We start from the raw sequence: 13,398 nt of genomic DNA, 5'->3' as shown, positions 1-13,398 counted from the left end.
CCCCACACACATCGCCATTAACGCTTGCGCACCAACTGATACGGCCGAATCAGATACGCCAGCGACGCAAAGCCGCTCCAGATATGGACCATCCGCGTGAAAGGCGTCACGAGAAAAATGGTGAAACCAAGCAGGATGTGCAACTGATACGTCAGCGGCACGCCAACAAGCAGGCGCGCGACACCAGGGCGGAAAGTGACCACGCCCTTGACGTAGTCGGTCAGCACCTCGAACAGCGCGCCATCCATATGCCGCATCGACAACACCACCGTCCCAAGCCCAAGCGCGAGCTGCACCCACAGCATCAGCACGATGACGATGTCCCAGGTGCGGCTGTTGCGCCGGATGCGCGCATCCGTCAACCGCCGATGCATCAGCATGGTCAGGCCGATGATCGAGACAATGCCGGCCGCACCCCCGCCCACCATCGCGAGCAACTGGTGCCCCGACGCCGACAGGAAGGGCGACACCATCCAATGCGGCGCAAGAAACCCCGCAAAGTGGCCCACCACCACCACCAGAATGCCCCAGTGAAACAGATTGCTGCCCACGCGCAACGTGCCACGCCGCAGCATCTGCGAGGTATCGCTCTTCCACGTGTACTGCTCGCGATCGAAGCGGATCAGGCTGCCCAGTAACAGCACCGCAAGGCAGATGTACGGGTAGATGCCATACAGGAACTCGTGAAGGTAGTCACTCATGCCAGTTCTCCTGACAACTTGAATGGGGCCGCTTCATCGCACCACTTCAGCGGGGGTGGCCCGGGCGCTTGTCGTAAAAACGGAGGGGTTCGGCCGCAGGGGTCTGCGCACCGACAAACCGCACCGGCTCGTCGGCATAGGCTGCGTCGAGTGCCCGGTAGTCTGCCGCGCTGGGCGGCGCATCGGCGTCGTCATCGGCACTCTCGGCATCCAGCGACACGCTGTGCCGGATACCAGCCAGCGGCAGCAGCGCGCCGACCACGAACCGATACCGGCTCGCCCGCTCGGTCAGCCGCGTGGTAATGGCCTGCAGAATCTCGCCGGTCTCCGCAAGGAGCCCCCGCGCCTCCTTCTCAGGCAGGCGCGAGAGGTATTCAAGAAACACCGGCAGGTAGTCCGGCAGCTCGCCCTGGCGCAAATACAGCCCGTGCTTCTCGTACATGTTCAGCAGATCGACCATCGCCTGACCGCGATCACGCGATTCGCCATGCACGTGCTCGAACAGGTAAAGCGAGGTCGCGCGGCCACGATCGAACAGCGCAACGTAGCGTTCCTGCAGCGTCATCAGATCGCGCTGGGCGTATTCATCGATGAAGCGGTCGAGCCCGGCGCGCGCATCCGGCGCAAGCGCGCGTGTCGCGTTCAGCAGCGCGCGTGCTTCCGGCAAGGCGTTCTGCGTAGATTGGTCTGGGTAATCCAACAGCGCCGACAGCACAGAAAACACCACGCCTGTTGAGCTGGTCGATGCAGCCGGCATGTCAAGACTCCTGGCGGATGGGGATCGTGCGGCCGCTCTTGCGCGAGCTGAACAGCCCCACGTCAGAGGTGCCGTCCGAACATCCGTTGCCAAACGAGAAGCCGCAGGATGCGCGCAAGTCGAAGGCATCTTCGGCATATTCACGGTGCGTGGTCGGGATGACGAACCGGTCTTCATAGTTGGCGATTGCCAAGTACCGGTACATCTCTTCGACCTGCGCGGTGGTCAAACCCGCCTGCGCCAGCACCGCTGGCGCTGCCACGCCATCGACATGCCGTGCACGCATGAAGGCGCGCATCGCCAGCATGCGTTCGAGCGCAAGCTTCACGGGCGCCTCCTTGCCCGCCGTCAGCAGGTTGGCGAGGTAGCGCAACGGAATGCGCAGCGATTCAACATCGGGCAGATAGCCGTTCATGCCCAGCTCGCCGCTGTTGGCGGCGGCGTTGATGGGCGAGAGCGGCGGCACGTACCACACCATCGGCAGCGTGCGGTATTCCGGATGCAGCGGAAACGCGATCTTCCAGTCGATCGCCATCTTGTACACGGGCGAGCGCTGCGCGCCTTCGATCCAGGCGGCGGGCACGCCGTCGCGCTCGGCCTGTGCAATCACCTGCGGATCGTGCGGATCGAGAAACACCGACAACTGCGACTCATACAGGTCGGTTTCGTGCTCCACGCTTGCCGCCTCGCTGATGCGGTCTGCGTCATACAGCAACACGCCCAGGTAGCGAATGCGGCCCACGCAGGTTTCCGAACACACGGTGGGCTGCCCAACCTCGATGCGCGGATAGCAGAAGATGCACTTTTCCGCCTTGCCGCTCTTCCAGTTGAAGTAGATCTTCTTGTACGGGCAACCCGACACGCACATACGCCAGCCACGGCATTTGTCCTGGTCGACCAGCACGATGCCGTCTTCCTCGCGCTTGTAGATCGAGCCGGACGGGCATGCTGCCACGCAGGCGGGGTTCAGGCAGTGCTCGCACAGCCGTGGCAGGTACATCATGAAGGTGTTCTCGAACTGGCCGTAGATGTCCTTCTGTACGTTCTCGAAGTTGTAATCCTTCGCGCGCTTTTCAAACTCGCCGCCCAGGATTTCCTCCCAGTTCGGGCCCCACTCGATCTTCTCCAGGCGCTCGCCGCTGATGAGCGAGCGCGGCCGCGCGACCGGCATTGCGGCAGAATCGCCCGCGGTTTGCAGGTGGGCATAGTCGAACGTGAACGGCTCGTAGTAGTCGTCGATCTCCGGCAGATGCGGATTCGCAAAAATCTGCGCCAGCAGCCGCCACTTGCCGCCCAGCTTCGGCTGCAGCTTGCCGTCTGCCTTGCGCACCCAGCCGCCGCGCCAGCGATCCTGGTTCTCCCAATCTTTCGGATACCCGATGCCGGGCTTGGTCTCCACGTTGTTGAACCACGCGTATTCCATGCCCTCGCGGCTCGTCCATACGTTCTTGCATGTCACTGAACAGGTATGGCAACCGATGCACTTGTCCAGGTTCAGCACCATCGCAATCTGTGCACGTACTTTCATGAGCGCGCTCCTGCAGGCAACGAGGCGGGTGAAGTGTCGTCAAGCCAGTCGATCCGCTTCATCTTGCGCACGATCAGGAACTCGTCGCGGTTCGACCCGACCGTGCCGTAGTAGTTGAACCCGTAAGACAGTTGCGCGTAACCGCCGATCATGTGGGTCGGCTTGATGGCAATGCGGGTGACCGAGTTGTGAATGCCGCCCCGCGTGCCGGTAATTTCAGAGCCGGGCGTGTTCACGATCTTCTCTTGCGCGTGGTACATCATGACCATGCCGCGCGGCACGCGCTGGCTGACCACGGCGCGAGCACAAAGCGCGCCGTTGGCGTTGTAGCACTCGATCCAGTCGTTGTCGGCAATGCCGATCTGCTTGGCGTCGGCTTCGGCCATCCACACGATCGGCCCGCCGCGCGACAAGGTCAGCATCAGCAGGTTGTCTGTATAGGTGCTGTGGATGCCCCACTTCTGGTGCGGCGTGATGAAGTTGAGCACCAGCTCCGGATTGCCGTTTGAACGTTTGCCGACCATCGCTTCATAACTGCCCGTGTCGATGGGTGGCTTGTACACACACAACGACTCGCCAAACGCGCGCAGCCACGTGTGGTCTTGGTACAACTGCTGGCGGCCGCTGATGGTGCGCCACGGAATCAGCTCGTGCACGTTGGTGTAACCGGCGTTGTAAGACACGTGCTCCGATTCGATTCCGCTCCAGGTTGGCGAAGAGATGATCTTGCGCGGTTGCGCCTGGATGTCTCGGAAGCGGATCTTCTCGTCTTCGCGGGCATCGGCCAGATGTGCGTGTTCGATCCCCGTCATGGCCGACACCGCTTCCCACGCCTTGACGGCCACCGCGCCATTGGTTTCCGGCGCAAGCGACAGGATGACCTCCGCCGCATCAATGGCCGTGTCAATGCGCGGCCGGCCATTGGCGCAACCCGCATCCGCAACGCGATAGTTCAGGTCGCCAAGCAGCTTGACCTCGTCTTTCGTATCCCACGAGATGCCCTTGCCGCCATTGCCCAGCTTGTCCATCAGCGGGCCGAGCGAGGTGAATTTCTGGAACGTGCTTGGATAATCGCGCTCGACGGCAATCACCGCCGGCATGGTCTTGCCGGGCACCGGATCGCACTCGCCACGCTTCCAGTCGACCACGTCGAACGGCTGCGCCAGCTCTGCCGGCGAGTCATGCGCGATGGGCGCCAGCACCACGTCGCGCTCCACGCCCAGATGCCCGACGCTCAGCTCTGAGAAGCGCTTGGCGATCCCCTTGAAGATTTCCCAATCGCTCTTCGATTGCCACGCCGGGTCCACCGCCGCCGATAGCGGATGAATGAACGGGTGCATGTCGGACGTGTTCATGTCGTCCTTCTCGTACCACGTGGCAGTGGGCAGCACCACGTCGGAGTACATGCACGTGGTGGACATGCGGAAGTCCAGCGTCACCAGCAGATCGAGCTTGCCCTGCGGGGCATTGTCGTGCCAGGCGATCTCTTCTGGGCGATTGCCGCCGTTCTTGGCAACCTCCTCGCCCTGCACGCCGTGCACCGCGCCCAGCAGATGCTTGAGGAAATACTCGTGCCCCTTGCCGGAGGAGCCCAGCAGGTTCGAGCGCCAGACAAACATGTTGCGCGGGAAGTTGGCCGGGTTGTCCGGGTCTTCACACGCCATGTGCAGTGCACCAGAGGCCAGCCCGCGCGCCACCGCATCGGGAGCCTCCCCCCCGCTTCCAAGGCTGCGGCCGACATCCAGCGGATTCGACGCCAGTTGCGGCGCCGACGGCAGCCAGCCCATGCGCTCGGCCCGCACGTTGTAGTCGATCGGCGTGCCATGAAAGCGCGTCTTGTCGGCCAGCGGCGACAGCAGCGTCGTCGGGTCCATGGGGTCGTAGCGCCATTGGTCGGTATGGGCGTAGAAGAACGACGTGGCGTTCATGTGCCGCGGTGGCCGGTGCCAGTCCAGCGCAAATGCCAGCGCGGTCCAGCCGGTCTGGGGCCGCAACTTCTCCTGCCCCACGTAGTGCGACCAACCGCCCCCCGACTTACCAATGCAGCCGCACATGATCAGCATGTTGATGATCGCGCGGTACGACATGTCCATGTGGAACCAATGGTTGATCCCGGCGCCGATGATGACCATCGACTTGCCCTGCGTCTTGTGCGCGTTCTCGGCAAACTGCCGCGCCACCGAAATCACATCCGCCCGCTTGACGCCGGTAATGGCTTCCTGCCACGCCGGCGTGTACGGCAGGTCATCGTCGTAGCTCTGTGCGATGTCGCGGCCACCCAGGCCTTGGTCCAGCCCGTAGTTGGCGACAAACAGGTCATACACCGTCACCACCAGCATCTCGCCATCGCGCGTCTGCAGGCGCCGTGCGCCAAGCGCGCGCGACAGCTCCGACGGGTGCCCCGTGTGGTTGAAGTGCGGGTGCTCGCGATTGCCGAAGTAGGGAAACAGCACGTCGACCACTTCGTCATGGGTCTTGGCAAGCGAAAGCTGCGGAACGATGGCAGCCCCTGACGACGCTTCCGACTTGAGATTCCATTTGCCCTTGTCTTCGCCGTCTTTCTGCCCCCAGCGGAACCCGACCGACCCGACCGGCGCGACGACCTTGCCCGAGAGCTCGTCGATCATCACGGTCTTCCATTCGGGGTTGTTCGCCTCGCCCATCGCGCCTTCAAAATCCGATGCGCGCACCAGCCGGTCGGGCACGTACTGGTCACCCCGCCGCACAAGCCGCACCAGGCACGGCATGTCGGTGAAGCGGCGGCAGTAGTCCATGAAGTAGTCGCTCTTGCCCGCCAGGTGGAACTCTTTCAGGATCACGTGCCCCATGGCGAGCGCCAGTGCAGCGTCGGTGCCTTGCTTGGGGTGCAGCCAGATGTCGCCAAACTTCGCGCCCTCGGCGTAATCGGGAAACACCGAGACGATCTTCGTGCCCTTGTAGCGGGCCTCCACCATGAAGTGCGCGTCTGGCGTGCGCGTCTGCGGCACGTTCGAACCCCACAGCATGATGAACGTCGAGTTGTACCAGTCGGCAGATTCCGGCACGTCAGTCTGCTCGCCCCAGGTTTGCGGCGAGGCCGGCGGCAGATCGCAATACCAGTCGTAAAAGCTCAGGCACACACCGCCGATCAACGACAGGTAGCGCGAGCCGGCCGCGTACGAAACCATCGACATGGCCGGGATCGGAGAGAACCCCACCACGCGATCCGGGCCATGCTTGCGGATGGTGTGGACATTGGCGGCGGCAACAATCTCGTTGACCTCGTCCCACGTTGAACGGACAAAACCACCAAGGCCGCGGCGGCTCTGATAGCTGCGGCGCGCAGTGTCATCTTCGGCAATCGATTGCCAGGCCTGCACAGGGTCCATGATCGTGCGGCGCTCGCGCCAGAGCTTGACGAGCGCGCTGCGCACCATCGGATATTTCAGCCGGTTTGCGCTGTACAGATACCAGGAGTACGACGCCCCGCGCGAACACCCGCGCGGCTCGTGGTTTGGCATGTCGGGGCGCGTGCGCGGGTAGTCCGTCTGCTGGGTTTCCCACGTGACGATGCCGCCTTTGACGTAGATCTTCCACGAGCACGATCCCGTGCAGTTGACCCCGTGCGTGGACCGCACGATCTTGTCATGCTGCCATCGCTGGCGGTATGCCTCTTCCCACTTGCGGTCCTCGTCTGTGACAGCCCCGTGTCCTTCCGAGAACTTCGGTCGCTCAGAAACAAAGAAACGCAGCCTGTCAACGAAATGGCTCATGGACACCCCTTGCTGGTTTGCATTGGCAAGCGTTGTCCATTAAAGGAAGAGAATTGGGATATGTAAACTTCTGCTTACACGCCGGGCCGCAGCCTCCCAAACCCCAGGCACAGGCCTGATGCCGCTCAGCAAAGCCGGTGTTGTCGTTCCCGCGCAGGCGGCGGGAATCCAGCGTCTTCGGGCCTTTCACGCGGGTAACCGCTGGCCCCCTACCCTGCGCAGGGACGACGGGATCAATCCGAATCACCTAACTGAACGACATGACCGGCACAGGCCCATTTGTGCGCCGCAAAGAAGCCGCAGAGCATGCCACGCCGGGTATCCAGCCCCAGGCCCACATACCTTCGTGGGCTGCCTCCCGCCCTTTCGGCTGAAACATGTGTTCTGGCGGATCGATGCGCAATTTTTGCGCCAGCCCGACCGCGCGCTGAGAGGGCCAATGAAGCGAAGTCGCTCGTGCGTTTTTGCATCGCCCCGGCATCTGCGGACAGCTCAGCGCCGGGCAACCACGTCCTTGCCTGCGCTGGCGGCCGTCGAGGCCGTCGAGCCTTGACCACCGTCAACGGTAAAGCCCGCTGGATTACTAGACTTTATTTGGTGCAGGCGGCGATTGCCTCTGGACCTAGATGAATGCGATGGAGTGGGTCTCGGGCCAATCTGGATTGTTGGTCGTCTGACCAAACATGGGAGCAAACGATGAATAGGAAACTCATCATGACGGTGCTCGTTGTCGCAGCAACGACCTCTGCGGCAGCCTACGCACAGAGCAAGCCGGAACCTCCTTATAGCGGCAGTGAAAGGGCCGGCAAATTCGATCCCTATACCGAAGGAGCTAAACAGGACAAACGCGATCCCTATACCGAAGGAGCCAACCAGAGCAAACGCGACCCGTACTGGGAAGGGGGCAAGCATGCCAAGCGCGACCCCTATACGGAAGGCGCCAAACAGGTCAAACGCGACCCGTACACGGAAGGGAGTCAATCAAAATAAGTGAAGACGGTGCTTTCGCGCTTGCTGAAAAGTCGTGCGGCAACATAAGCAGGCACCGTCTCTGGAAGGGCCAATCAGGCGAAGTCGCTCATGCGTTTTCGCATTGCCCCGGCATCTGTGGACAAGCTAGTGCCGGGCTCGTTGTTTTTGGGGCGGACGTTGCAACGCACAGCACGGGCGCCCGTGGTCAGCAAGTGGCGTTCCAGCGTCTGGGCTCGACTTTTTGCACCTCCCGCGCTTCGCCCCTGGAGCCTTGAGCCCGGCGCTTCGAGCGAAAAGCTCGGTATCCCGACCTCAGAGCACGGCGGTCGATTCTCCAAGCTCCGACCAATCGAATCTTTTTGCTCGGAAGCCCGAGCTTCGCGCTCGGCGAGCTTGACCGGCACCAGCACCGGCGCGGCTGCCATGCCAAACGTTGGCAGCGCCGCGCCGGCAATAGCCAGCGTGCGCGATTGAATCGGGTTGAACATGACGGGTCCCGTGGTGGGAGAAGAATCGGTATCAGGCGCGCACGAACGTGGCGCCGCAGGCGGTCTTGTCGCCGAGATAGGCCACGCGTCGGCCGTGGTGGGTTCGGCTGCCAGTGGCAAGGTGGGGAACGTGCCCTTGCACTTCGGGCACCTGACGAGGTGGCCGTCCAGCGCAACCCGGATACCGAGGTGTGACAGATCCGCTGCGGCTTCGATGATCTCGCCACCGTGGTCGGTGGCGTCGCCCAGGCGGGCCGTCTCTCGGCCGTGCGAGTCCTTCATATCGGCTCCAGAGGGTTGTCTGCCAAACAAAAAAAATGCCCCAGGCCTAAGGGGAAGGAGGAAGGGATCACCTGGGGCGGCGAGAAGCCAGGCGAGCGCGCGATCAACACTCTCGTCCGGGACCGGTATCGGACTGGACTGCTTCAAACATCGTCATGCCGGCAAGGTGACGGTATAGGCAACCCAGGCTGCAAGAACTCGCCCCCTCGTACAACCGTGCAAGCAAGGGCGCCGCAGGCGCAAGCTGCACCAAGACGGGAGCCTGTCGGCGGTGAGTGCCGGCGAGGAAGTGGTGCCGGCTTCGGAGCTATGGATGCTTGAATACAACCCCACCGCCATGCGCTTCAGACTGCTTGCGGTAGGTGATCTGCCGGGGCCAGTCCTATCCAACGCCATCGCCTTAGCTCTTCCAGCCACCGTATTCGCCGTTCTCGCCAATCCACTTCCACACGATCCGTGCCTCGTCCTCCTTCGTATAGGCACCGAACGGCGGCATCGGCGCGCCCGCCTTCACATACAGCGGCCTCGTCAGCCCTCTCTCGGGGCGCGTCAGCGCTTCATATTGCGCGATATCCTGCGGCACGATCGGAATCCACTGCCCGGTCTTCGGACAAATCTCCCGCGTCTTGCAATAGATGGGCGGTGGCTCTACGACCGGGTTGTAGCCAAGCTTCGCGATCACGTCTTCTTCCGGCTCGGGAACCAGCTCCGGCTCCACAATCCGCAGATACCACACAACCCCGTTGCCTGATCGGCTCGTTTCCGGCCCCGGCATGGGCGCACCGGCCTGCACCCGCTGCCGCAGCTTCAAGTGCGGCGCATACCATTCGCCGCTCTCGGGGCACGGCTGGCCCGGATAAGCGGACCGCATGCGCCCGCCCATCACCGCCTGCTGCTCCGGCGCGAAATAATCGTCTTCCTCGCTCGGAATCCCCCCGTTCGCGTAGCGCGTGTCCTTCCAGATCAGCCGCCAGCGCACGTCCTCCAGCGTGTCCGTGCCCTCAAACTGGTACTGGCTCGCCACATCCCCCGCCAGGTAGTAGTTCGGGCACCGTGCACCCACTTTCGGGTCTACCGCCCACGGCTCCCAGATGCCCGTCACCGGGATCGTCTCACCACTCCACACCTGCCCATCGCTTTCTTCGTTCATTGGCGGGCACGCTGGCAGTTGATCGGGAAATACGATTCGCGGGATTCGGTTGAGCGGAAGATCATCAAAGAAGATGCTCTCGTAGGTCCAACGCTTAACGGACCGTGCATCATGCTGATCGCCCAAATAGAGAATCGCTGCCTTGTTGATGGTTGTCAGCGCAACCGAGATCAAGGAGGCAGATAACGCGGCTTTTCCAAATGCATCAACAGATTCTGTCTTGTCCCATCGATACCCCAATTTGTAGAATAAGGAGCCCAGCTCACCGGCCCCGTATTCCTCATAGCGCCGCCCCCAGATAAAGCTGCTGAAGTCGATCGCATCGCGCAACAGCGCAAAGCCCTCCGGCCGGCGCGCGGGATCGGTCAGCAGCGGCCGCGCATACTCCATCGGCTGCAGGAAGCGCAGGAAGCGCTCCAAATCCTCACCGAAATCAATCGGCTGGCCATTCAGGTTGATGTACACATTCTCGGGACGCTTGATTGCACTCTCGAAGTCGCGCACGAATTCCGCATACAGGTCGATCGCGCGGCGCAGCAGCGTCGCGCTCGTGTACTTCTTGAGCAGGTAGAACGCGCGGTCGCGCGCTGCGTGGTCGTTGCGTCCCGCCACGTAGGTAAAAGTTGGCATCCCGGTCTTCCTTAACGTTGCTGCTCGGTGTGGCTGTTGTCCGGCACGGCGTGGCCCACCGCCGCCGGCGCGGTGTCCCCTAGCCCAAGGGCTTGTCTGGACTGTAGGGGCCATGCCACATCCACAGCGCATCGACCGATGGTGACCAACTCTGGATATGCAGCGGGATCGTTCTGGCGCGCGGAAACATCTGTCCAGCCCAGACGACACTCTTGTCGGTCAGGCCGCCGGGGGTCCAGCCTTCCCAAATTGCCGTTTCAGGACAGATCATTCCGGTGCACAAGCGCATCTCGCCGTACTTCTGGCGCTTGGCCTGCTGGCGCTTTTGTAGGTCATCTGGCGTCAGGTAGTAACGACCGATGCTCAGGTCACGCAGATTGATCGCATTCCGGAAGTTGTTCAGCGTGGCATCACCGTATTCATTCACCCATTCGCCCAGGTAACTAAAGCGAGCGCTGACAGTGAAGGGGGAATCGGGTGGCATCGGCAGACGGTATTTGAAGGCAGCGTAGTTTTTGGGGTCCCAGCCAGAAACATCGCGTCGGCCGGTTGGGTCAAAGAAAACCTCCGGCTCAGCCCGAACCATCCCCAGACTGTCCCATGTCGTATAGGGGATATTCGTGTATACGTTCGCATCCACCTCCAGTTTGAAGCCTTTGAGGCGCGGCTTACCGTTAATTAGATTCAGCTTGTCGAATTGGAACTCGACAGACATGTCTGGTAGGTAGAAGACGTACTCGATATTGTTTGGCTGCTCATATTTCTTCGGCTGCCCAAACCGCTGGACCACCACATCGAACGACAACTGCCCGGCCATCCACTGCAGCCCAATGCGCACGAACTCGATCAATTGGGCCTGCTGGGCCTCGGCCATCATCCGAGTTGCAGTAACGGACGGCATCTCAGTGCCCTCCTTCTGGCTTGGCTGCGCCTGTGCCAGACATGCGGGACTCCAACTGGCGAGCACGATCAGCCAGCTCATAAGCATGGCTGCACTGGCCCGCCGTATACGTCTTGAGCGCCAGCCCAAGCTCTGCGTCCCAGTATGCGGCTGCCATCTCGCCGCACGCAAAAGCGTCGTTCTCCCAGGGCCGTTCCGTGTAATCGCAATAACACCGGACCGGTTCCGCCACCATCGCATCAATATCAATTGGGGTGCCTCCTATGCCAACGTTTTGCAGCAGATGCACTGCCAATGCGCGGGCGCGTTGAAACTCATCTTCCAGGGCGGCCGCATCAAGCAGGTAGGGCGGACGATAGCCATTTGGGGCATGCCGCCACAGATTGAGCGTATAGACGTACAAGCCCAGTGCCATGCGCTTAAAGCTGGCGAGCGCAGTCGGCTCGGCCGGGATCATCTGCTGTGCCGCCAGTTTGATCACTGCGTACGCTTGATCAGGCTCTGGACTAATTGCGTTCGATTCAGGTGTCCCTCCGGATAACGCCTCCGGCCATTGGCCAATGTTAGGCAGAGTCGGGAAATTGTCCGGGTACTGCTGCACCATGGCGAAGGCCCAGAACCACTGCTGACAGTGCCGCGCTTCGTGATACAAAGTATCTGCAAATACTCTCAAGGGCCCCATCTGTTCGTACCGATTACCGCTCTCGGCTGCACCCACGGTCTCAATGTGGAATAGCGGCGCAAGCTGTTCAGCGCTCAGAAGCAGGCTCCACGTATTGGGAGAGAACACCCCCTGCAGCCCAGGCCTGTTGGGGTCGGGCGGCTTTACCCCCATGTTGACTGGCACGACGCTATCTGGAATCCCAAAGCCCGCTGATGGGTAGGTCAGCGCCGCCTGTACAACGGGCGTCACCAAGTCGGTCAACTGTCTGCTCGCATCCTTATCAATCGGCCATTGCAGCTTCAACTTGGGTTCAGAGCTCGGCGGCCCAAAATAGGCCGCTCCCCACTGCACCTGATTGATCAGCACATCATGCAAGGCTTTGGCATAGTCGCGAGCCACCGGATACATCAGGTCACCTTTTCGCTTAGGATCGGCTTCCGAGTACCGCATGCCCCATGGGTCGGGTAGACATATGGCGTACTGCGGCACGGACCCAGCGCTGGTGGGCTGCGCCTTGTCGTGGATGGGCATCTCGTGCAGCCCAACCTTGTGTTTGCGAACCCCGCTCATTCGGTGACTCCCTTGGCCTGTGCCCCTTTGCTGTCCGCATTTCTCTTGCCCACGACTACGGGCAACACCGATATCAGCGAACCGTTCTCGCGCAGCATCTCCAGCGTAGCGCTGCGCGGTTGGTCGGTCCTGATCACCACAGTCTCGCCGAGATCGTTGCTCTTGCCTTCGATGACCTGACCGTCATCGACCTTAATGCGATAGCGCTGATGAGGCAACCTCCAGCCGGAGCCCCCCTCCACCAACACAATTTGATCGACGAACGTGGCCTCCTTGACCTTGGCGACCGACCGCGTCTGCGCCAGACAATTGAGACCCCAGCTGGCGAACACGGCCAGCCAGATCACAAGCAAAGCAATACCTATTCGACGGAGCTTCACGGTAAGGCACCGCCCTATCGACACACACAAGTGCGTTGTTCTTCCAGGGCGGTTCCGCGTGATCGCAATAACACGGGACCGGCTCGGCCACCTTCGCATCGTTTTCAATTGGGGGACCTCCATATCAACATACTGAAGAAAATCCATCGCTTGCGCGCGGGCACGCTGGAGTGCGTCTGGATGGCCCACACACTTCACTCATGTGGTTCCTCCTTAGGTAGGTGCCCCTTTCCCGTTCGCAGTCGTGACCACGGTCGCGTGCAATGCCGACAATAACGAACCGTCTTTGCGCAGCAACTCCAAAACGGCGATACGCAGGCTGTCGCTCATGACTAACGACGTTTCGCCGCGATCGGAGGTCGTGCCCTCGATGACCTGGCCATCGTCGAGCGTGATGCGATAGCGCTGCTGCGGCAGCACCCAACCCGAGTGCTCCATCAGCACAAAGTGCTCGGCCACCTTCGCATCCATGATGTTGGTGATCGGCATCTTGAGCGGCTTGTTGATTGGCCCGAGCCCTTGGTGATTGGCCGCATGCACCAGGTGCTGTCCCTTGGTGTAGATAAAAACACCCTCCGGCTTAATCTCCACCTCCGACCCGCCGCCATTCAGGCGGATGCCCT

The 13,398-nt window shown here is 61.5% G+C and carries 10 protein-coding genes and 1 pseudogene; 1 reads left to right on the top strand and 10 read right to left on the bottom strand.

Annotated elements, in window-relative coordinates:
• Nucleotides 1-17: 17 nt before the first annotated feature.
• Genes narI through B4F51_RS21950 form a run of 4 tightly spaced genes read right to left on the bottom strand, consistent with a single transcriptional unit; the run spans nt 18 to nt 6,738 of the window.
• A complete protein-coding gene (narI, locus tag B4F51_RS21965; protein ID WP_296228850.1) occupies nt 18-701 on the bottom strand; it encodes a respiratory nitrate reductase subunit gamma in 684 nt (227 codons plus the stop codon).
• A 46-nt stretch (nt 702-747) separates the two neighbouring features.
• A complete protein-coding gene (narJ, locus tag B4F51_RS21960; RefSeq protein ID WP_296228849.1) occupies nt 748-1,458 on the bottom strand; it encodes a nitrate reductase molybdenum cofactor assembly chaperone in 711 nt (236 codons plus the stop codon).
• Between the two features lies 1 nt (nt 1,459).
• Entirely contained in the window at nt 1,460-2,986 is a 1,527-nt protein-coding gene (gene narH, locus B4F51_RS21955) for a nitrate reductase subunit beta (RefSeq protein ID WP_296228848.1), read from the bottom strand.
• Nucleotides 2,983-6,738 (bottom strand): nitrate reductase subunit alpha, encoded by a 3,756-nt coding sequence (locus B4F51_RS21950; protein ID WP_296228847.1) that lies wholly within the window; start codon nt 6,736-6,738, stop codon nt 2,983-2,985. Before B4F51_RS21950 ends, narH begins: the two co-directional genes overlap by 4 nt.
• Nucleotides 6,739-7,452: 714 nt before the next feature.
• On the opposite strand from B4F51_RS21950, the gene B4F51_RS21945 reads away from it, so the two are divergent.
• Nucleotides 7,453-7,728, top strand: a complete 276-nt coding sequence (locus tag B4F51_RS21945) for a hypothetical protein (protein WP_296228846.1) — start codon at nt 7,453-7,455, stop codon at nt 7,726-7,728.
• 74 nt (nt 7,729-7,802) lie between these two features.
• Here B4F51_RS21945 and B4F51_RS24685 read toward each other — a convergent pair whose 3' ends face one another.
• The 6 genes and pseudogenes from B4F51_RS24685 to B4F51_RS21910 all read right to left on the bottom strand — a co-directional run.
• Nucleotides 7,803-8,480: a PAAR domain-containing protein gene (locus B4F51_RS24685; protein WP_414706808.1), complete on the bottom strand. Its 678-nt coding sequence runs from the start codon at nt 8,478-8,480 to the stop codon at nt 7,803-7,805.
• Nucleotides 8,481-8,880: 400 nt separating this feature from the next.
• On the bottom strand, nt 8,881-10,260 hold the full coding sequence (locus tag B4F51_RS21930; protein ID WP_296228844.1) for an Imm72 family immunity protein: 1,380 nt from the start codon (nt 10,258-10,260) through the stop codon (nt 8,881-8,883).
• 79 nt (nt 10,261-10,339) lie between these two features.
• Entirely contained in the window at nt 10,340-11,161 is an 822-nt protein-coding gene (locus tag B4F51_RS21925; RefSeq protein ID WP_296228843.1) for a hypothetical protein, read from the bottom strand.
• 1 nt (nt 11,162) lies between these two features.
• Complete coding sequence (locus B4F51_RS21920) at nt 11,163-12,395, bottom strand: hypothetical protein (protein ID WP_296228842.1); 1,233 nt, start codon at nt 12,393-12,395, stop codon at nt 11,163-11,165.
• Nucleotides 12,392-12,775 carry a hypothetical protein gene (locus B4F51_RS21915; protein ID WP_296228841.1) on the bottom strand — a complete coding sequence of 128 codons (384 nt, stop codon included), beginning with the start codon at nt 12,773-12,775 and terminating at the stop codon, nt 12,392-12,394. The genes B4F51_RS21920 and B4F51_RS21915 overlap by 4 nt, the downstream gene beginning before the upstream one ends.
• A 213-nt stretch (nt 12,776-12,988) precedes the next feature.
• Nucleotides 12,989-13,398 (bottom strand): annotated as a pseudogene (locus tag B4F51_RS21910) (type VI secretion system tip protein VgrG); the annotation flags it as partial.

The sequence above is a fragment of the Ralstonia sp. UBA689 genome, from assembly GCF_002298975.1.
Lineage (GTDB): Bacteria > Pseudomonadota > Gammaproteobacteria > Burkholderiales > Burkholderiaceae > Ralstonia.
This window is presented reverse-complemented; position numbering and strand designations above follow the sequence as displayed.

Excerpts from the sequence above, each read along its gene's own strand:
- narI (WP_296228850.1), bottom strand. The coding sequence starts at position 701 with ATGAGTGACTACCTTCACGAGTTCCTGTATGGCATCTACCCGTACATC.
- narJ (WP_296228849.1), bottom strand. The coding sequence starts at position 1,458 with ATGCCGGCTGCATCGACCAGCTCAACAGGCGTGGTGTTTTCTGTGCTG.
- narH (WP_296228848.1), bottom strand. The coding sequence starts at position 2,986 with ATGAAAGTACGTGCACAGATTGCGATGGTGCTGAACCTGGACAAGTGC.
- B4F51_RS21950 (WP_296228847.1), bottom strand. The coding sequence starts at position 6,738 with ATGAGCCATTTCGTTGACAGGCTGCGTTTCTTTGTTTCTGAGCGACCG.
- B4F51_RS21945 (WP_296228846.1), top strand. The coding sequence starts at position 7,453 with ATGACGGTGCTCGTTGTCGCAGCAACGACCTCTGCGGCAGCCTACGCA.
- B4F51_RS24685 (WP_414706808.1), bottom strand. The coding sequence starts at position 8,480 with ATGAAGGACTCGCACGGCCGAGAGACGGCCCGCCTGGGCGACGCCACC.
- B4F51_RS21930 (WP_296228844.1), bottom strand. The coding sequence starts at position 10,260 with ATGCCAACTTTTACCTACGTGGCGGGACGCAACGACCACGCAGCGCGC.
- B4F51_RS21925 (WP_296228843.1), bottom strand. The coding sequence starts at position 11,161 with ATGCCGTCCGTTACTGCAACTCGGATGATGGCCGAGGCCCAGCAGGCC.
- B4F51_RS21920 (WP_296228842.1), bottom strand. The coding sequence starts at position 12,395 with ATGAGCGGGGTTCGCAAACACAAGGTTGGGCTGCACGAGATGCCCATC.